Origin of the sequence: Micromonospora sp. CA-111912, from assembly GCF_050948415.1 — a bacterium.
Taxonomy (GTDB): Bacteria; Actinomycetota; Actinomycetes; order Mycobacteriales; family Micromonosporaceae; genus Micromonospora.
Genome location: NZ_CP192007.1, coordinates 1,922,565 through 1,943,916 on the forward strand (window position 1 = coordinate 1,922,565; position 21,352 = coordinate 1,943,916).

The window sequence follows — 21,352 nt, forward strand, 5'->3', positions numbered from 1 at the left end:
AACGGCCGCTGCGGATAACGGTTCCATATAGCTGGCGATGTGCCGCAGTGCGCCGCGATATCCAACTGACGGCATCGCAAGGCCGCGATGCGGGGTAGCAACTCGCGCGTCACGGAGGTCTGCGATGCATGACGGCAACATGAGCGCGTCAGGTGGGCGGACCGTGGATCTGCTCCGTGCGCGCCCGCCACTACGTCGAACACTGGTCAGCGCGCTGGCCGCGACGATGGCGATCGTCGTCCTGGTGAGCGGGACCGGGGATCTGCCGCAGCCGGTCGATGCCCCGAAAGCGGCGTCGCGCACGGGAGCCGAGTCGGCCGGTGGCGCCGCGACGGACGCCGCCGCACCGGGGCAGCGGTGGGATGGTCCGGCGAAGGCCAGCGCTGCTGCGCAGCAGCAGGTGAACCGGAAGATCCCCGCCTCCCAACGATCGCGCTATCCGCAGCACTCGCTGCCGCAGCAGCCGACCGCCCCGGCCAACACCGTCTCGCTGCGGCAGCCGTCGAAGACGCCGGTGCGTGGCTACCAGCCGACCAGCAGCCGGGAGTTGGCGCAGCAGCGCGATGCGTACCAGCAGGTCTACGCCAACGCCGACGGCACCCAGACCACCGCGTTCTCCACCGCGCCGATCAACTACCGGACCCCCGGCGGCGGTTGGGCGCCGATCGACCCGAAGCTGACCGCCGACACCGCTTCGGGCTGGCGCAACGCGGCCGACGCGGTGGGGATCCGGCTTGCCGCACGGGCCAACGCTCCGGCCCTGGCCCGCTTCGCCACCGCCGACGGCAAGGCCGTGTCGTACGGGTTGGCCGGTGCCGCGCCGGTGTCCGGACGGGCCGACGGGGCGCTGGTCACCTACCGTGGCGTACTGCCCGGGGTGGACCTGGAACTGGAGTCGCGCCCCGGGGCGCTGAAGGAGACCCTGGTACTGCGCTCCGCGGACGCGCCGAGGGTGTACGACTTCCCGCTGCGCCTCGAAGGGCTCACCGCGGCGGTACACGACGGCGCGGTGCGGCTCTCCGACGCCGCCGGCACGGTGCGGGCCGTCTTCCCGCCGGGCTACGTCATCGACGCCGCACCCGTTCCGGCGACCTCGACGGCCGTCAGGTACCAGCTGCTCGGCGTCGGCGGCAGGCCGACGCTGCGGGTCTCCGTGGACGACGGGTGGCTGCGCGACCAGGCCCGGGTCTACCCGGTGCGGCTGGACCCGACGGTGGAACTGCCGGTCGCGGAGGTCAACGCCGACTCGGCCATGTACGTGCACGGCTCCAGCTCCGCCGCGGGCGGCACCGAGCTGCGGGTCGGTACGGTGAGCGGCGCCAACGCCGCGTCGTACGTCAGGTTCGGCAGCCTGGTGGACCGGCTGCGCTACCACACCATCTTCGGCGCGCAGCTACAGGTGGTCAACTACGACTCCGACTCCTGCCAGGCGCGGGAGGTGACCGTGCACCCGGTGACGGCCGGGTGGTCGGCCGGCGCCGGCTACTCCTATCCCGGCCCGGCTGTCGGCCCGGCGTTGGCCGGCGAGTCGTTCGCGCACGGCTACGTCGCATTCGGCCAGGATCACTCGGCCTGCCCGGCCGAGGCCGAGGCGTTCGACCTGGGCGGTGCCGGGGCCGACCTGGTGCAGCGTTGGGTCAACGGGGAACAGGGCAACAACGGCCTGTCGCTGCGGGCCTCGGCCGACCCGCTCAGCGGGAAGCGGTTCACCGGCACCGGAACGGCGAACCCGCCGAAGCTGTTCGTGACGCACAGTCCGTACAACGCCTCGTACCAGATCCCGAAGCCGGTGCCCAACCCGCCGGTGTTGCAGAACCAGGACGGCCGGGTCGCCGTGACGGTGACCAACCTCAGCGCCGAGGCCTGGGCGGTGGGCAACTACTACCTGGCCTACCGTGCCTACGACGCGGAGACCGGCGCGGCGGTCTCCCAGCAGCGCGCGGCCAACCTGACCGCCCCGGTGGCCCGCGGCGCCCAGGTGACCCTCGACGCGACCATCAAGGCCATGCCGCCGGGCAGGTACTTCCTCGACTTCACCATGGTGCGCACCGGCGGCGTCGTCTTCACGGACCACCAGGTGCCGCCCGCCCGGATGGTGCTCGAGGTCATCGACATCCCCCCGGTCGTGCAGGAGCTCTACCCGCCGAACGGCTACCCCGCACCGACCCTGTCCCCGCAGCTGTGGGCGCGCGCGGTGGACATCGACGCGCCGCCGGGATTGTCGCTGACCTACAAGTTCGAGGTGTGCGAGCAGACGGCGGCCGGCGGCACCACCGGCTGCTTCGACTCCGGCTTCCAGGACAAGACCGCCTGGACCGTGCCGGCCGGCCGGCTGTACTGGAGCAAGGCCTACCAGTGGCGGGTGATCGTCAAGGACGCCGGTAACGAGGTGTCGTCGCCGTATTCGACGCTGCTCACCTCCGTGCCGCAGCCGGAGATCACCTCGCGGATCGCGGGCGCGACGACTGCGGCGCGCGACCGCGAGTTCGACGCGCAGACCGGCAACGTCTCCACCACCGCGATGGACGCCACGGTCACCACGGTCGGTCCCGAGCTGAATCTGGTCCGCACCTACAACAGCCTCGACCCGCGGCGCGACGGCGCGTTCGGGGCCGGCTGGTCGACCCGGTACGACATGCGTCTCGTCGCCGACGCGGACGGCTCCGGCAACGTGCTGGTCACCTACCCGGACGGGCAGCAGGTGCGCTTCGGCAGGAACCCGGACGGCACCTTCGCCGCACCGTCCGGCCGTACCGCGTCGCTGACCTGGAACGGCACCATCTGGACGCTGGTGGACAAGGCGAAGATGGCCTACCAGTTCTCCGCCGCCGGCCGGCTGACGAAGATCACCGATGCCGCCCTGCGGTCGATCGTGCTGACCTACAACGCCACCGACGGGAAGCTGGCCCGGGCCCGGGTCTCGAACAGCCAGACCAACACCGCCGGCCGGTCGCTGACCTTCACCTGGTCCGGCGCGCACGTGAGCAGCGTCGCCGCGGACCCGGTCAACGGCACCGCGCCCACGTGGGCCTACACCTACAGCGGTGACCTGCTCACCTCGGTCTGCGCCCCGGGCAACGTCTGCACCCAGTACGGCCACGGCACCGGCTCGCACTACCGCACCGGGGTGCTCGACGCGAAGCCGGAGTCGTACTGGCGCCTGGGCGAGGCGCAGGGCACCGCCGCCGGCAGCGAGGTCGCGGTCAACCTCGGCAAGGACGCCGGCACCCACGCGAGCGTCACCCTCGGCGCGGCCGGCGCGCTGACCGGCACCGGCAACACCGCGACCAGCTTCAACGGCACCTCCTCGATGGTCGAGCTGCCCAAGGGCGCGGTGAAGAAGCCCCGCGACGCCGCGGTCGAGCTCTGGTTCAAGAACAGCGTCACCGGCAGTGGCGGCCCGTTGCTGGGCTACCAGGACAAGGCGCTCGGCGCCGAGTCCACCACCGGGGTGCCGGTGCTGTACGTGGGCACCGACGGCAGGCTTCGCGGCCAGTTCGGTGGCCCCACGATCGCGCCGCTGACCTCGACCGCCGCCGTCAACGACGGGCGCTGGCACCACGTCGTGCTGTCGGCCATGGGCGGCGTGCAGACGCTCTACCTCGACGGCGCCAAGGTGGCCGAGCGCACCGGCGCCACGGTCGAGCACTCGCTGCTCACCTTCAACCAGCTCGGCGCGGCGTACGCGACCTCGCCGGCCTCCTGGCCGGCCTGGGGGGCGACGGCGCGACGGCACTACACCGGCGCGATCGACGAGGTGGCCATCTACTCCCACCCGCTGGGCCAGGCGGCGGTCACCGCGCACTACCGGTACGCCGCAGGCGCCGACCAGTTGACCACGGTGACCCTGCCCAGCGGCAAGGTCGCGGCGCGGTTCACGTACGACACAACGGCCGACCGGGTCAGCAAGCACACCGATCGGCAAGGCGGCACCTGGAGCATCGGCGCGCCGCTGGTGTACGGCGGCGACACCGACCTGCGCCGCAGCGTGCAGGTGCTGGACCCGGCCAACCGGCCGCACCTGTACGAGTACGACGCGCTCACCGGGCAACTGCTGCGCTCGGGCACCCCGCTCGGCCTGGAGACCCGCGAGGAGGACCGGCCCGGCTCGCCCACACCGACACCGTCACCGCCGCCGACGAAGGTGTGCTCCACCCCCGACCCGGGCGACCCGGCGTTCTGCACGATCATCCCGGGTGACGCGGGCGGGCCGGTGTTCGTGCGGCACCCGCTGGACGGGATGGCGATCCGCACGTTCGAGTACGACGATCGCGGCAACCAGAGCGTGGTCACGAACGAGAACGGCGACGCCGTACGGATGACCTACGACGAGCGCGGCAATGTCACGTCCAAGCGGACCTGCCGCACCGCCAGCGTCTGCCAGACCACCTACACGACCTACCCGGCGACCGTGACGGACCCGCTCGACCCGCGTAACGACCGGCCGACGGAGTCGCGGGACGGACGTTCGGCCAACGCCACCGACAACACCTACCGCACCACCTACACCTACACCTCGGCCGGTGAGCTGGCGACGCAGGTCAACCCGGACGGCAGCACGGTCAGCCACACGTACACCACCGGCGGCGAGGCCGCGTACGGCGGCGGCAACGTGCCGGCCGGTCTGCTGCTGAGCACCACCGACGCGCGCGGCAAGGTCACTCGCTACGCCTACTACCAGAACGGCGACCTGTACCGGGCCACGCAGCCGTCGGGTGCGAGCACCAGCTACACCTACGACGCGCTCGGTCGCTCGCTCACCACCACGGAGACCTCGAACGCCTACCCGGCCGGGGTGGTCAGCAGCTCCACCTACGACGCGCTGTCGCGGCTGGTCGGCACCACCGGGCCGGCCACGACCGACAAAGTGACCGGCCAGGTGCACCAGAAGCGCTCCACGACCGGCTACGACGTGGACGGCAACGTGACCCGCGTCGACGTCGACGACGTGCGCGGCGACGACGAGACCCGCACCACCACGTGGGAGTACAACCAGTACAACCAGCCGATCAAGGTCACGGATGCGGAGGGCAACGAGACCGTCAAGAACTTCGACCGGTTCGGCAACGAGACCTCAGTCGTGGACGCCAACGGCAACCGGTACGACTACGCCTACACCGCGCGCAACGCGTTGGCCGAGGTCCGGCTGCGGGCGTACGCCGGTGACGGGGGCCCCAGCACCGGCGACTACCTGGTGCTGCACACCTACTCGTACGACTACGCGGGGCGGATGGTCAGCGACACCGACGCGATGGGTCGGCGGTTGGAGTACCAGTACCAGGGCGACGACCAGCTCCACCGCATCGTGCTGAAGAACTTCCGCAACCCCGACGGCACCACGCGTGACTACGTGGTGGAGGAGAACACCTACGACGGCGCCGGCAATCTCACCCGGCAGGCCGCGGCCAACGGCACCTCGGTCACCCAGCAGACGTTCACGCGGGTGGGCAACGTCGCCAGCGTCGTGGTCAACCCCGGTGGTGCCGCGCTGACCACGTCGTACACGTACGACGCGATGGGCAACGCCACCCGGGTGATGCGCACCGGCCGGGCGTCCAACGTGCCGTGGACCATGTCCACCGCCCCGGAGCAGGTCGACTACGCCTACGACGACAGCGGCAACCCGATCCGCCAGACGGTCACCGCCGGCTCGGTCACCCGGGTCACCACCAGCGCCTACGACCAGCGCGGCCTGCTGACCGCCAGCACCGACCCGGCCGGGCGGACCACCAGCTACGCCTACGACGAGCTGGGCCGCCAGGTCAGGGCGACCGTTCCGACGGTGGCCGCCGAGGAGAACGGCGGCGCGTCGACCACGGTCACGCCGACCACGGTCACCGGCTACAACACCTTCGACGAGACGGTGCACCTGGCCGACGCCCGGGGCAACGTCAGCAGCTACACCTACAACCGGGTGGGCCGCCAGGTCGGCCGCGCCGCCCCGACGTACTGGCCGCCCGCGGGGGTGGGCTCGCTGCAACCGACCACCACGACCCGCTACGACGCCGCGGGCAACGTGGTCGAGACCGTCGACGCCCGGGGCAACGCCACCCGATACCAGTACGACCAGCTCGGACGGCTGGTCAGCCAGGACGAGCCGACCGGCGTCACGGATCGGGCCGTGACCCGGTACAGCTACACCCGCACCGGCCAGATGCTGTCGGCGACCGGCCCCACCGGCGACCGGACCGAGGCGACCTACGACGACCTCGACCGGCAGCTCACCACGACGGTGTTGGAGCGGTACCCCACCGCCCGCACCCTCACCACGCGGTACCGCTACGACGACGCCGGCAACATCACGTCGATGGCGTCGCCCGGCGGCGCCACCACCTCCAACGTGTACGACACGCTCGGTCAGGTCACCCGCGTGGTCGACCCCGCCGGGGTGTCCACCAGCTACGGGTACGACTACGCCGGCCGGCAGGTGCGCACCAGCGACGGGTTGGGCCGCACCGAGCGGGTCGACTACGACCCACTGGGGCTGATCACCGCCGAGTCGGACGTGGCGCCGGACGGATCGGTCCTGCGTACCCAGACCTACGGCTACGACGCCACGGGCAACATGATCTCGGCGACCAGCCCGGGCGGCGTGACCACGAGGTACGAGTACGACGCGCTCGACCGCCCGACCCGGCAGGTGGAGCCCGTCACCGCCACCACCTCGATCACCACCAGCTTCGGTTACGACGCGGCCGGCAACCGCACCCGCTACACCGACGGGCGCGGCAACCGCACCATCTCCACCTACAACAGTTGGGGGCTACTGGAGTCACAGATCGAGCCGGCCACCACCGCGCACCCCAACGCGACCGACCGCACCTGGACGGTGGCGTACAACATCGCCGGGCAGCCGACCAAGCTGACCTCGCCCGGCGGGGTGGCCCGGATTCGCAGCTACGACGCGGCGGGCCGGCTGACCGGTGAGACCGGCAGCGGCGCCGGCGCACCGGAGCGCACCCTCGGCTACGACCTGACCGGCCGGCTGACCCGGGCCTCCGCGCCGGCCGGCACCGACACGTTCAGCTACGACGACCGCGGCAACCTGCTGAAGTCCACCGGCCGGGCCGGCACCGCCAGCTTCGGCTACGACGCCGACGGCCAGCTGACCAGCCGGGACGACGCCTCCGGGACGTCCGCCTACACCTACAACCGGGGCCAGCTCACCGCGATCCGCGACGGCATCGCCAACGTCACCCAGAGCTACACCTACGACGCCGCCGGGCAGGTGACCGGCATCGACTACGGCTCCGGCCGCATCCGCGCCTTCGCCTACGACAACCTGGCGCGCGTCACCAGCGACGTCACCCGAAACTCGGCCGGGCAGTCGGTCAGCTCGATCGGCTACACCTACAACGTCGAGGACAAGCTGGTCGGCAAGAAGACGACCGGAACGGTCGGGGCGGGTGACAACACCTACGCCTACGACCTGGCCGGGCGCCTGGTCTCGTGGACCGGCCCGCAGGGCGCCGTGGCATACGCCTGGGATGCCTCCGGCAACCGGACCCGGGCCGGCGCGAAGACCGCCACGTACGACGAGCGCAACCGCCTGATGTCCGACTCGGACTACACGTACGCCTACACCGCGCGTGGCACCCTCGCCTCGCGGACCAGCTCCGGCCTGACCGAGGCGTACGCCTTCGACGCGTTCGACCGGCTCACCGCCGCCGGCACGGTGGGCTACACGTACGACGCGCTGGACCGGGTGGCGACTCGCGGCGGGGTCTCGTTCGGCTACGCGGGCACGGCGGACGACGTCGTCACCGACGGCGCCGGCCGCTACTCCCGCGGGCCGGCCGGCGAGGTCGTCGCCGTCGGAACCGGTGACGAGGAGCTGCTGGCCGTCACCGACGGACACGGCGACGTGGTGGCCGGCATCGACCCGGCCGACACCGCCCTGACCGACGTCACCGACTCGAAGGCGTACGACCCCTTCGGCGAGGTCGTCGCCACCGAGGGCGACACGGGTGACCTGGGCTTCCAGGGCGACTGGACCGACCCGGCCACCGGCCAGGTCGACATGGGGGCGCGCTGGTACGAGCCGGGCGCCGGGGCGTTCGTCTCCCGCGACACGGTCGGATACCGCAGCGGCGACGCGATCCTGGCCAACCGGTACACCTACGCGGCGGGCGACCCGCTGGCGCACACCGACCCGGACGGGCACTGGCCGTCCTGCGGTTGGTGCAAGTCGGTGGTCAACAAGGTCAAGAAGGCCGCTTCCAAAGTCTGGTCCGGGGTGAAGAAGGTGGCCAGCGCCGCCTGGTCCGGGGTGAAGAAGGTGGCCAGCGCCGTCTGGTCCGGGGTGAAGTCCGTTGCCAGTTGGGTCGGGTCGGCGATCAAGAGTGTGGCCAGGGCGATCTCCAGCGCGGCGAAGGCCATCTACAACAAGGCCCGCTCGGTCGTCAGATGGGTCAGCGGGAAGATCAAATCCGCGGCCACCTGGGTGTCCGGCAAGGTGTCCCGCGCGATCAAGGCGGTGAGCAAGGCCACCGCCGGGGCGGTGAACTGGGCCAAGCAGAAGGCCGCGCAGGCGCGGCAGGCGATCTACGTGGCGAAGCAGAGGATCACCGAGACCGCGCGACGGGCCATCGAGTACGCGGTCCAGCACAACCCGATCAGGGCCGTCGCCGCCGCGCTCAAGCCGGTGATTTCCACCATCAAGGCGGTGGTGTCGGTCGCGGCGCACATCCCGGCCGCGGTGGTCGCCACCGTCCGGGACGTCGTTGCCGACACGGTCCAGGCAGCCAAGGTCATCTACGAGACGGCCGTCCAGGCGGCCGGCGTGGTCGTCGAGGCGGTGTCCAAGGCGGCCGAGGCGGTGGTGGACTTCGCCCAGGCGGCGGCGCCGTACGTGCAGAGTGCGCTGAAGATCGCGGCCGACGCCATCGGCGTCACCGACCTGGTCAGCTGCGTGACCAAGGGTGACCTCGAGGCGTGTGCCTGGACCGCGGCGACGATCGCCGGCTACGCCCTCGGTGGCGCCGGCGGCGGCGCGGTGCGCGCGGCGCGGTTGGGGAGCCTCGCCGTCAAGCACGCCGACGAGATCGCCGACGTGGCCCGGGGCGGATCGAAGCTGGTCAAGGACGCCAAGCACAGCATGGACAACGTCGCCGACGTGGCGTCCTGCGCCACCGGCAACAGCTTCAGCGGCGAGACCCTGGTCCGGATGGCCGATGGCTCGACCAAGCCGATCAGCAAGGTCAAGGTGGGGGAGAAGGTGCTCGCCGCCGACCCCACCACCGGCCGCACCGGCGCCTTCACGGTCAACGCCGTCATCGTCGGCGAGGGCCAGAAGGAGCTCGTCGAGGTCGAAGTGGACACCGACGGCGCGGCGGGCACGGCGAGCGACACGGTCACCGCGACGCAGGGCCACCCGTTCTGGTCGCCGGAGGGCCGGCGCTGGGTCCAGGCCGGCGACCTGGCCCCCGGCGACCAGCTGCAGACGTCCACCGGCGGCACGGCGACCGCGCTGGCCACCAGGGAGTGGACCGAGCGGAAGCGGGTGTACAACCTCTCCGTCGACACGTTGCACACGTTCTTCGTGATCGTCGGCGGCCTGGACATGTTGGTGCACAACACCGACCCCGCCTGCCCGGTCCACGGCCCGACCAACCTGTCCGGCCTGCTCGACAAGTCACCCAGCCCGTGCACCTGCCCGGGGGGCAGGGGCGACATCGTGAACGACGGCACCGACATCATCGGCGGCACCCTGGAGCGTCGGGAGCGGTTCAACAACGCGGTCGACACGGTGGAGTCGGCTCAGGGCGTCGGCGACAACTTCATACCCGGCGAGACGGTCCTCGACCCGCTCCTCTCCGTGACCCTGAGCGTCGGCGCACTCGGCCACACCGGACGCCTGGTCGTCAAGACGCTCGCCAAGAGGAGGCTTCGGTGAGGTCGCGCATCGCACTTAAACCGACAAGGAGTCAAATGTCGACAAAATATAGTCCCAGATCGCTCGGGGTGCGGCTGTTGGCGGTGCTGGGGCTGCTGCTGGCGGCGTCCGCGGTGGCGGTCGTCCGGCCGGCGCCGGTGTCCGCGGACGCGGCCGGGCTGGGCGGCGACTACGTTCCGCTGCCCAGCAATGCCGCGCTGCTCGACACCCGTTACGGCATCGGCGGGCACACCGACGTCGTCGGGAGCGGCGGCGTGGTGACGTTCCCGGTCCTGGGTGTCGAGGGCATCCCCGACTCCGGGGTCAGCGCGGTGCTGATCCGGCTGCTGGCTCCGGGCGGCACCGGCAACACCTACCTGCAGGCATATCCCGACGGCACCACCCCGAACGGGATCTCGATGGTCAACATTGCCCCGGGGGAGCAGATCTCCAACACCGCGGTCGTCCGTCCGGGCAGCAACGGCCGGATCGCCGTGCGCAACTTTGCCGGTAACACGCACGTCATCGCCACTGCGCAGGGCTACTTCCGCTCCACCGTCGGCGGTGGCGGTGGTGGGTTCGTCCCCGTCGCGCAGGACAAGTTGGTCGACACCCGGGACGGCACGGGAACGGCCCTGGCGAAGATCCCCGCGCAGGGCACCCGCACGGCGACGTTGACCGGCGCCGTGATCCCGAGCACCGCGACCGCGGTGCTGGCCGACGTCGTCGCGGTCAACGTGACCGTGTCCGGCTGGCTCGGTGTGACGCCGGCCGGCGGCGGCGGGCCGGGGCACTCGGCGCTCAACTTCGAGGCGACCGGAAACCACTCGCACGTCGTCTCGCTGCCGCTCTCCGCAGCCGGTCAGGTCACCTTCACCAACAGGAGCGGCGGCGCGATCGACCTGATCGTCGTGCCGTACGGCTACATCACCGGCAGCGCCGGCGAGGGGGCCGGCTTCCGCTACCTTCCGGCGACCCGGCTCTACGACAGCGGAACCGCGATCGCGGCCGGCGGCGTGGTCGACGTGCAGGTGGCCGGCAGGCTCGGGCTGCCGACCCGGGGGGTGGCCGGCGTGGTGCTCAGTGTGATCGCCTCCGGTCCGACCGCCGGCGGCGGCGTCAAGGTGTGGCCGACCGGCGGCGCCGAGCCCAGCGTCAGCCAGGTGCACGCACGCGCCTCCCGCGACACGGCCGCCCTGGTGATCGTCCGGCCCGGCAGCAACGGCCACGTCCGGCTCAAGAACAACACGGGCGGAACCACCCGCCTCGTCGTGGACATCCAGGGGTTCTTCACCGATCCGATTCCGTCGGCGTCGGTGGAGCCCTTCGCGGCGTCAGTGGGTGTGCAGGCCGGCCCGGCGGCGGGTGCGTCGCTGGGGATGGTGGAGTACGCGTACACGGACAACATCGGCCGGGTGCTGATCGGCCACCAGCCCGATGTGGACAACTTCGGCACGGTGCAGTGGACCGTGGTGTCGGGTAGCGAGGCGTTCTCGGGTCGACCGTCGCTGGGTGTGTCGGGCGACGGCCGGGTGCAGGTGGCGACCCGTTACTCGGACTCGGACGTGTGGGCGCGCACGCAGACCGCGGTGGGTTCGGCGACGTGGGCCCCCTGGGCTGACTTCGGCGGTTCGATGGCCGCGGCCCCGGCGCTGGCGCTGCTGCCGTCCGGGACGATGGCGGTCTTCGCCGTGGACGCCGACGGCAAGCTGTGGGTCTACCAGCAGACCGGCGCCGTTCCGGGCTGGCAGGCTCTGATCGACCGGAACTTCGTCGGCACCCCGGTCGTCGCGCAGACCCGCACCGGTGTGCGGTTGTTCCTCCGTACCGTGTCCGGCACGGTGGAGACGGCCGAGTACGTCGAGGGCACCCTGTCCGGGTGGACGAACCTGGGTGGCACCGGCACCGGCGTGCCGGCGGTGGTGGTGTACCCGGGGTACCGGACGCGGGTGTTCGTGCGGTCCCTGGACGGGACGATCGCGACGAAGTACCAGGACGCGACGGGGACGTTCCCGGCGGCCTGGACGTCGCTGGGGTCGTACGTGTCGGCGGGTGCGCCGGCGGCGGTGCTGGATCCCGTGCTGGGTCGTACGGCGGTGGTCACGCGTAGCCCGTCGGGCGCGGTGATGCTGTCGTGGGAGACGACGCAGGGTTCGGGGGCGTTCGGCGGATGGTCGGCGGCGATTCCGGATCTGTTCGAGTCGACGGCGACGGATCCGACGATCGTGCCGGTGAACAACAGCGCGGGACAGACCTGGCTGATCCTGTTCCGCAACGCGAACAACGCGAGCCGGGTCTACGAGCGGCAGCCGGTGGCGGGCCTGGCCGCGGCGACCGGTCGGGACCGGGCGACCTCGGCGGGGATCGCGGGTCTCGGCGGCGCGTCGGTCGCGCGGGGCGTCTTCGCCGCGCGTACCCTTCCGGCCCCGCCGGCGTAGCGCACCCTCCGGGTGGGCGCGGCGTCGTCGCGCCCACCCGGTCGGCGCGGGCCGGAGTACGGGCCCGAGTACGGGCCCGAGTACGGGATGTGCGGCGTCGCCGACGTCCCACCGGTACTGGTTAGCGTCACCCCGACGCCGTGACACGGCGGCACGGAAGGGGCGCACATGCGATTCACAGCGGGCTCCGGAGTCCCACGATCGTTGGTCGGCTGCGGCATCGGTGGCAGGAAGTGGGATCTGCTCGCCGTCAGCGAGGCCAGCACCGCCAACCCCTCATATTGAACAGTCGACCATCTATCGGTTCGTCGACGGCACCGTCCACCTGTGATGGGCGACGACCCGCATCGTTGGCATGATCGAAAGGATTGCCATGAATCCGTCACGATGGCGTGCCCGGCTGGCCGCCGCGCAGGTCGCGGCGTTGGCCGCGACCCTGCTGGCGATGGCCCAGCCGGCACCCGCGCGGGCCGCCGACACCGTGAGCTGTGTCGCCCAGACGTCGGTCTTCGGCGCGGACGCCGGCGGCACGATCTGGCGCTACCCCCTCAACGCGCCCGGCAGCGCGAACTCCGCCTTCTCGGCCCGCATGTCCGGCGGTACGGGCTGGGAGACCTTCGGCCGGGTCATCGGCGGCCCGGGTGGCCGGGTCTACGGCATCAACGCCAACGGCCTGTACCGCTACCGCTGGACCAGCAGCGGCTGGGAGATGACCAACGGCGCCGGCGGTCAGCGGATCAGCACGGGCTTCACCCAGTACGCCACCGCCGGGTTCCGGGACAAGATCACCGTCGACGAGCGGGGCGACTTCTACCTCGTCGACGGCGAGGGAAGGCTGCGCGTCCACCGGTACGACGAGGCGGCGGGCAAGTGGCTCCTCTCGAACCGGCTGCTCGACACCGGCTGGGGTCGTTTCGACCTTATCGTCGCCGCAGGCCCGGGTGTGTTGTACGCCCGGGACGCCACCGACGGCCGGCTCTTCCGCTACCGCTACGAGCCGGACAGCCAGCGTTGGCTCGAGTACCAGGAGGCCGTCGGCGCCGGCTGGAACGTGTTCGGCAGGGGCATCTTCTCGGCCGGCGGCGACACCCTGTTCGGCATCGACAACGGCGGGATCCTGTCGCAGTACCGCTTCCGCGAGGACAACCGCACCTGGGCGATCCACCGGTGGACCATCGGCACCGGCTGGAACATCTTCAGCAGCGTGGCCTTTGTCACCGACGCCTGCACGCTGACCGCGTCGCACGTGCCGGCCCGGCCGGCGGTGCAGGTGGTCCAGAACGCGCCCGCGGCCGTGACGCAGGCCGCCTCCAACAGCATCGAACTCGCCCACTCCGACAACATCGGCCGGCTGTTGCACGGGCGGATGAACCCGGACAACTTCAGCTCGTTGCAGCTCACCGCAGTCTCCGGCAGCGAGGGGTTCAGCGGGGTGCCGGCGCTGTCCGAGACCACGCAGAACCTGGTGCGGATCACGGCTCGCAACATCAACAGCAACGTCTGGACCCGCACCCAGTCCGTCGCCGGCAGCCCCGGCTGGGGCGGCTGGACCGACCTGGGTGGCCGGATGGCCTCCGGTCCCGCCGTGGTACGACTGTCCGACGAGCGTGAGGTGGTGTTCGCGGTGGACGCGGCCGGCGCCCTGTGGGCCCGCTGGCAGGACCCCGCGCACCCGGACCTGCTGGCCTGGCGCAAGCTCGGCGGCACCGGCCTGACCGGCACCCCGCTGGCGGTGCCGCTGGACGACGAGAGCGCTCTGGTCATCGTCGCGGACAGCACCGGCACGCTGCGGGCGGCCCGGTACGCGGGCGGAACGCTGCAGGCGTGGACCAGCCTCGGCGGCAGCGGCTTCACCGGCACCCCGGCCGTGGTGGTGCTGCCCGGCTACCGGATGCGGATCTTCGCCCGGAACGGCGCGGGCCGGATCATGGCCACGGAACGCCGCGCCGACGGCACCTTCACCGGGGCGTGGACGCCGGTCGGCGGCTCCGGCACCGTAGCGGCGGGAGCGCCGAGCGCGGTGCTGAGCCCGGCCACCGGCCAGATCGGGGTCTTCGTGCGCGGCTCCGACGGCTACATCCACTACGCAGCCGAGACGACGCAGGGCAGCGGCGAGTGGGGCGACTGGATCCCGGCCCAGGACGCCTTCGAGACCTACGCCGCCGATCCGACGGCATTCAGCTTCACCAACGCCAACGGTCCGAACATGGCCTACCTGACCCGGACCGCCGGCGGCAGGCTGCGGCTGTACACCGTCCAGGAGTCGCTCGCCCGGGTGGGCGGGGCCGATCGGGCCCGTGGGGCCACCGGTTCCGCCCCGCGTCCGGTCTTCCTCCGGCACGTACTTCCCGATCCGCCTGCCCCCCGCTGATCCGCCGCCGGAGAGGGGGCCAACGGGCTCCCTCTCCGGCGCACGGCGGTCATCGACCGAAGAAGCTCTCGTACATCGGCGAGCGGTAACCCGGCAGCCGTCGCGGGTCCGCCGCCGCCTCGGTGTCCGGCCGGTGTCCGGCCGGCGGTTCCCCCTCGGCCGTGGTGGCCGCCACCATCGCGCGGGCGGCGACCGCGCGTAGATAGCGGTCGCCGATCCGGCTGGCGAGGTCGCGGGCGGAGACGGCGTCGTCGAGCGCCCGCCGGGGCCGCCCACCGGCCAGCCGCGCGGCGCACCGAGCCAGTGCGGCCTCGCACTGGGTGGGCAGGTCGCCGGTGGCGGCGGTGCGGGCCATGGCCTCGGTCAGCGTCCGCTCGGCTGCGTCAAGGTCGCCGGCCCGGCACTCGAGCTGGCCCAACATGGCCAGCGCGGCGCCCTCCAGGCCGGTGGCACCGATGCGGCGGGCGATGCGCAGCGCCTCGTGCGCGCCGGTGAGCGCCTGCTCCGGCTGCCCGGCATCGAACTGCGCGTCGGCCATGTTGCTCAGGCTGCCGCCGACGTGAAGCGGTGTCCCGTGCTGCCGCCGCAGCGCCAGGGCCTGTTCGTGGCGGCGCAGCGACCGGACCGGATCGCCGGTGAGGTAGTGCAGGTTGCCCAGCGCGTCGAGGCAGGCTGACAGGAGCAGGTGATCCGGGAGACCCTCGGCCACCTTCGCGCCGGCGAGCAGATCCGCCTCGGCGCCGGCCGGGTCGCCGTCGGCCTGGCGCAGCTTCGCCCGGTAGTAGAGGGTCACCGCGTACTCGGTGTGCAGCCCGAGCGTGGCGGTCAGGGCCAGGCCACGATCGATCAACGCGAGTGCCTCGACGGGGTAGCCGCTGCGCCAGAACAGCGCGTAGCTCAGCCAGGCCAGGCGCACCGCCAGGCGGGCCGGCTCGCCCCCGGTCTCGCTGGCCCGGGCCACCGCCGCCGCGATGTTGGGATGCTCGGTGTCCAACCAGCCGCTGACCTGCACCACGGTCTCCGGCCAGGTCTGCCACGGCCCGACGGGGTCGGGCAGCGGGTCGGTGGGGGTCCAACCGGCGTTGGCCAGGGCGGTGGCCCGCTCGGCCGCCACGATGTAGGTCTCGACCAGCCGCCGTAGCGCGGCGGCGCGGTCGGCCCCGCTCTCGTGCGCCTGCGCCTGTTCGTACGCGAGGAGACGCAGCAGGTCGTGCATCTCGTACCGACCGGGTTGCCGCGGCTCCAGCAACCGTTGGTCGGCGAGGGTCTCCACCACCGCGTGCGCCTCCTCGGGCCCCCGGCCGAGCAGGGCCGCGACCGCGCCGACGCTGATCACGGCCAGCGGCACCGCGCCGATGAGCCGGAAAGCGCGGGCACACAGCCGCTCGTGTGCGTCGCCCTCGGACAGCGCCGCGTACGCCAGGTGCAGGGTGCGCCGGACGCCGAGGTCGTCGTAGGACAACTCGTCGAGGCGCCGGGCGGGGTCGGCGAGCCGGTCGGCGAACGCCGCCAGCGGCCAGCCGGGCCGGCTCGCCAACCGGGCCGCGGCGACCCGCAGCGCCAGCGGCAGATTGCCGCACAGCAGGGCCAGGCGGTGCGCGGAGGCGGGATCGGCAGCGATCCGTTCGTCCGCACCGGCTCGGCCCAGCAGATCGACCGCGTCGGGGACGGGCAGCACGTCGACCGGCAGGTGCCGCCCGCGGGGCAGGGTGGCCAGGTGGCGGCGGCTGGTGATGATGGCGGCACTGGGCGGCCCCGCCGGCAGCAGCGCCGCGACCTGGGCCGCGGTGTGCGCGTTGTCGAGGATCACCAGGATCCGCCGGCCGGCGACGTACCGGCGGTAGACGGCGGTCGCCTCGGCCTCGTCGACGGGCGCCGCGCCACTGGGTACGCCGAGCGCGCGCAGCAGGCGGCCGAGGGCGTCGATCGGGGGCGCGGCGGGTTCCGCGCCGCGCAGGTCCAGGTAGAGCACGCCATCGGGGAAGTGCTCGGCGCACAGGTGGGCCAGGTGCACCGCGAGCGCGGACTTGCCGACCCCGCCCGGACCGTGCAGCGCGATGACCGCCCCGGTGCCGGCCTCCAGCTCCGCCCGGCCGGCCGCGATCTCGGTCGCGCGCCCGACGAAGGGCTCCACCGCCGGCGGCAGGTCGTGGACGGTCGAGCTGGTCGCCCGGGGCGGGGCCACCACCGGGCCGCTGGGATCTCGGTTGTGCAGGATGTCCTCGTGCAGCCGCCGCAACCGCGGCCCCGGGTCCAGCCCGGTCTGCTCGGCCAGCATCCGCCGGGCAGCGCGGAACGCGTCCAGGGCGCCGGTGACGTCGCCGAGGCGATACAGGCCCAGCATCAGCTGCTCCCAGGCCCGCTGGCGCTGTGGATGACGCTCGAGCAGGGCGCGTAGCCGCCGTACCGTCTCGCCCGGGGTGCCGAGCTGCAACGTCGCCTCCGCCAGGTCCTCCTCGGCCAGCAGGTATCGCTCGGTCAGCGCGGCGACCCGACCCGCCGTCAGCGGGGACAGCGGCACGTCGGCCAGCGGGTCACCGCGCCACATGTCGACCGCCACGGTCAGCTCGGCCTGCGCCATCGCGGCGTCTCCGACGGCCAGGCAGGCCCGTCCCCGCGAGGCGGCGGCATCGAACCGATCCACGTCGCGCTCCTGCTGGCGCACCCGCAGCAGGTAACCGCCCGCGTCGGCGACGATCCGTGGTGGCGTGTCGGGGGCGTCCAGGAGGCGGCGTAGGCCGAGCACGTAGGTGCGTAGGTTGGCCAGGGCCGAGGCCGGCGGCTCGTCACCCCACAGTGCCGCGATCAGCTGTGCCGCGCCGACGACCTCGTTGGGCGTCAGCAGCAGGGTGGCCAGCAGCTGCCGCTGTTTCCTGGAGCCGAGCGGCACCGCCCGGCCGGCGGCGCTCTCGACCGTCAACGGGCCGAGCAGGTTGAACCGCATGTGACACGATCACCTTTCGCGCCGGTGGCCGCTGCGCCGGTCAGGGGCGCAGCGGTCTCGGCGACGTGCGCGGCGTACCGTCCGCTGCCCGGATCACCGTACCGCCATCTCGCTGCCCACGCGCTGCTGCCAGTGCATCCTCAGTCGACGGTCGGGCATGCCAGCGGTGAACCGTATCGGCGGGAGCGGCGGCCCCTCCGTACCACCGGAGGTGCCGCAGCGGCCGGGTATGGGGACGGCCAGATTGAAGTACCGTTTGCACTGTGTTCGTTGAAACGCTCCATCCGGCCCGGCACAGACGCTGATTCGGTGTCCGAGATGGCGGGTCACGGTGCCGGCGACGCGTCCGTGTCGGCGCAGCTGCGCCGGCTCCGCGAGCAACTCGGCCTCACCCAGCGGGACCTGGCGGTTTCCGCGAACGTCAGCCTCGCGGCGATCCGTGACCTGGAGCAGGGGCGCACCCGGGTGCCCCGCACCGCCACCCTGCACGCGCTCGCCCACTACCTCGGTGCGGCGGGGGCGGACACCACCGCCCTGCTGAGCCAGGTGGCGCCGGCGGCGCGGTCGCGCCGGGCGCAGCCCCCACCACCGGCCGGTGCCGGGCCCCTGACCGTGGCGGTGCTCGGCCCGCTGCTCCTTCGGCGCGGCGGCACCGAGCTGCGGCTCGGCTCGGCGAAACACCGCTGTCTGCTGGCCCGGCTGGCACTGGCCGGGGGCGAGGTGGTGGGGCGCGAGGAGCTGATGGGCCTGCTGTGGGGTGAGGATCGCCCGCCGTCCGCGCTGAACCTGCTGCACAGCTACGTCGGCCGGCTTCGCCGCCTGTGGGGGGCGGAGGGGGCAGGCGTTCTGGTTGCCGCTGGCAGCGGATATCGGCTGGCGCTCGACGCCGACCAACTTGACCTGCTGCGCTTCCGTGAGCTGGTCGCGGCCGGTCACACCGCCGACGACTCCGGGCGGGCGCTGGGGCAGCTGCTCGCGGCGGCCCGGTTGTGGCGTGGCGAGACCGACGTGGAGCAGTTGCGTGGCACCCCGCTGGTCGCCGCCCTGTTCGAGCAGTACGCGACGCTGCTGTGCCAGGCCGCCGCGCTCGGCCGCCAACTGGGCGAGCAGGAGCAGGTGTTGCCGCTGCTGCGAGAGCTGGCGGAGCGGCTCGAGCTGCACGAGCCGCTGCACGCCGAACTGATCATGACGGCGGTGGCGTCCGGACGGCAGGCCGAGGCGTTGGCCGCGTACGACCGGGTCCGCCGGGCACTGATCGAACAGCTTGGCGTCGATCCGGGTCCGCAGCTCCGCTACGCCCACGAGGCGGTGCTCCGGCAGCAGTGGCCGGCGGCCGTCGCCCCGTCGCCCCGGACTGCCTCGATCCGGCAGGTGCCGGCGGGGCCGTCCGATTTCGTCGGCCGCGACCGGGAGCTGGAGCGGATCGGCGTGGAGCTGGCCCGCTCCGCCCCGACGTCGATGCGGGTGGTGCTGATCAGCGGCTCGGCCGGGGTCGGCAAGACAGCGCTGGCCCTGACCCTGGCGCATCGGCTGCGCGACGAGTATCCGGACGGTCAGCTGTACGCCGACCTGCGCAGCGGTACCAGCGGTCCGGCGACGCCGATGGGGGTGCTGGGACGTTTCCTGCGCGCGCTCGGGGTGCCGGCCGGCCGGATAGGGCCGGACGAGGAGGAGGCGTCGGCGCTGCTGCGCAGCGCCCTGGCCGACCGCCGGATGCTGCTGGTGTTGGACAACGCCCGCGATGCGGCGCAGGTGCGGGTGCTCCTGCCGGGCCCGGGCGGCAGCGACGCGCTGGTGACGAGCCGGCGCAGGCTGCCCGACCTGTCGCCCTGGCTGATCGTCGACCTGGCGACCCTGTCCACTCCGGACGCCGTCCGGCTGATGGACTCGACCGTGGGCGCGGGCCGGGTGTCGGCCGATCCGGAGTCCGCCCGCGAGCTGGCGGTCGCCTGCGGGCAGTTGCCGCTGGCGCTGCGCATCGCCGCCGGAAGGCTGGCCAGCCGACCGGCCTGGACCACGTCGGAGCTGGCCCACCGGCTGCGCGACGAGAACCACCGGCTGACCCAGCTGAGCGCGGGCGACACCAGCGTGCTGGCCAGCTTCCAGCTCAGCTACCAGGACCTGAGCGAGCCGGTCCGCCGGGCGTTCCGGCTGTGTGCGCTGCATCCCGGGGACGACTTCGGCGTCGAAGCCACCGCGGAGCTGCTCGGTGTGGGCCAGGTGGAGGCTGACCTGGTGCTGGGCGAGCTGCTGGACGCCAACATGCTGCTGCAGTACACCGCCGAGCGATTCCGCTTCCACGACCTGCTCGGGCTGTACGCGGCGCGGCTGGTGGGCGAGGAGGACCCGGCCGACGCCGACGCCGCCCGGGAACGGCTGCACTCCTGGTCGCTGCGGACGGCCACGGAGGCGGTCGAACTGCTCAACCCGGGCATGGTGCGGCTGGTCGCCAGTTCCGGCGGCGGGCCCTTCGCCGACCAGGAGGCGGCGCTGCGCTGGTTGGATGCGGAGGCCGGGGCGCTGCTGGCGCTGGTCGAGCGGGTGGCGGACAGCGCTCGGCCGCGGCTGAGCTGGCTGCTGGCCGACCAGCTACGCGGGTACTTCCTGATCCGCCGACACGTCGACCGCTGGCTGCGTACCGCCGAAGCCGGGCTGCGGGCCGCCACGGCGGCGGCCGACCGGGCCGGCCGGGCCGCGATGCTGCTCAGCCGCGGGCAGGCGATGTGGGCGCTGGGCCGGCACGCGCAGGCGCTGGCCGACTACCGGGCCGGCGAGCGGCTGGCCCAGGGCTCGGACTGGCCGGCCGCTGCCCCGTACCTGTGGCACAACATCGGCGTGGTGCGGGCCGAGCAGGGCCGCCTGGACGAGGCGGAACGCGGGTACCGGGAGGCGCTGCGGCTGTGCGGCGACCGCGCCGAGCTGGCGGCGGTGCGGGGGCTGGCGCTCAACGGGCTCGGCGCCATGTACGCCGATCAGGGCCAGCTGGCGGAAGCGGCGGAGTGCCTGCGCGACGCCCTGCGGAGCAACGCGGCAGCCGGTCGGACGGCGTCGGTGCTGTCCACCCGGGGCAACCTGGGCATGGTGTTGCGCCAGCTCGGTCAGGAACGCGCGGCCGAGAATCACCTGACTGCCGCGCTGGCCGGCTACCGGCGCCGGTCCAACATGCACGGGGAGCTGTCCACCCTGGACGAGTTGAGCCAGCTCTACGCGCAGCGCGGTGACGCGGCCCGGGCACTGAGCGCCGCCCAACAGGGGTACGACCTCGCGGTGATCGTCCGGGACCAGCGGGCGCAGGCTGCGTTGTTGTGCACGATGGGGGAGGCGCGTCGGGCCGGCGGCGACCCCGCCGGGGCGCTGCGCTGCCTGCGGCAGGCGCTGGACATGGCACGCCAGAACGGCTATCCCTACTTCGCCGCGCGCGCACAGGTAGGGCTGGCCGTCGTGAACCTGGGCCTGGGAGCGTACGGGCTCGCCCGGGGCTGCGCGGCGGAGGCCCGTGAGCTGGCGACGGCGCACGACTTCCGGATGGTCGAGGCGGATGCGCTGGCGGCGCTCGCCCGCTGCCTGGCCGCCACCGACGCCGACGAGGCGCCGGCGACGATCGCGGCGGCCGTCGCCGCGTACCGCGCGGTCGGCGCGCAGGTGCTGGCCGATCGCCTCCGGGATCTGCTGACGGCGGGCCGCTGACCGTCGTGCCCGGCCCGCCGGATCGGCGGAACGTCCTC

Annotated in this window: 5 protein-coding genes; 4 read left to right on the top strand and 1 reads right to left on the bottom strand. The window is 72.9% G+C overall.

Features of this window, described 5'->3' with window-relative positions; all coding sequences use genetic code 11:
* Window positions 1-163 precede the first annotated feature (163 nt).
* The 3 genes from ACQPZO_RS08815 (at window position 164) to ACQPZO_RS08825 (ending at window position 14,683) form a co-directional block, all read left to right on the top strand.
* The gene (locus ACQPZO_RS08815) at window positions 164-9,895 is read left to right on the top strand and encodes an RHS repeat-associated core domain-containing protein (RefSeq protein WP_433348665.1); all 9,732 of its coding nucleotides are present in this window, start codon (window positions 164-166) and stop codon (window positions 9,893-9,895) included.
* Between the two features lie 35 nt (window positions 9,896-9,930).
* Window positions 9,931-12,312, top strand: coding sequence for a hypothetical protein (locus tag ACQPZO_RS08820; RefSeq protein WP_433348667.1), 2,382 nt, complete (start codon window positions 9,931-9,933; stop codon window positions 12,310-12,312).
* A 373-nt stretch (window positions 12,313-12,685) separates the two neighbouring features.
* Window positions 12,686-14,683: a tachylectin-related carbohydrate-binding protein gene (locus ACQPZO_RS08825; RefSeq protein ID WP_433348669.1), complete on the top strand. Its 1,998-nt coding sequence runs from the start codon at window positions 12,686-12,688 to the stop codon at window positions 14,681-14,683.
* 49 nt (window positions 14,684-14,732) lie between these two features.
* On the opposite strand, the gene ACQPZO_RS08830 is transcribed toward ACQPZO_RS08825, so the two are convergent.
* Window positions 14,733-17,627 (bottom strand): BTAD domain-containing putative transcriptional regulator, encoded by a 2,895-nt coding sequence (locus tag ACQPZO_RS08830; RefSeq protein ID WP_433348671.1) that lies wholly within the window; start codon window positions 17,625-17,627, stop codon window positions 14,733-14,735.
* Between the two features lie 318 nt (window positions 17,628-17,945).
* Here ACQPZO_RS08830 and ACQPZO_RS08835 point away from each other — a divergent pair, with 318 nt between their 5' ends.
* Window positions 17,946-21,314, top strand: coding sequence for a BTAD domain-containing putative transcriptional regulator (locus ACQPZO_RS08835; RefSeq protein ID WP_433350893.1), 3,369 nt, complete (start codon window positions 17,946-17,948; stop codon window positions 21,312-21,314).
* Window positions 21,315-21,352 lie beyond the last annotated feature (38 nt).

Bases quoted from the DNA above. Each gene is read 5' to 3' on its own strand.
- ACQPZO_RS08820 (WP_433348667.1), top strand. From the start codon at position 9,931: ATGTCGACAAAATATAGTCCCAGATCGCTCGGGGTGCGGCTGTTGGCG.
- ACQPZO_RS08835 (WP_433350893.1), top strand. From the start codon at position 17,946: ATGGCGGGTCACGGTGCCGGCGACGCGTCCGTGTCGGCGCAGCTGCGC.
- ACQPZO_RS08830 (WP_433348671.1), bottom strand. From the start codon at position 17,627: ATGCGGTTCAACCTGCTCGGCCCGTTGACGGTCGAGAGCGCCGCCGGC.
- ACQPZO_RS08825 (WP_433348669.1), top strand. From the start codon at position 12,686: ATGAATCCGTCACGATGGCGTGCCCGGCTGGCCGCCGCGCAGGTCGCG.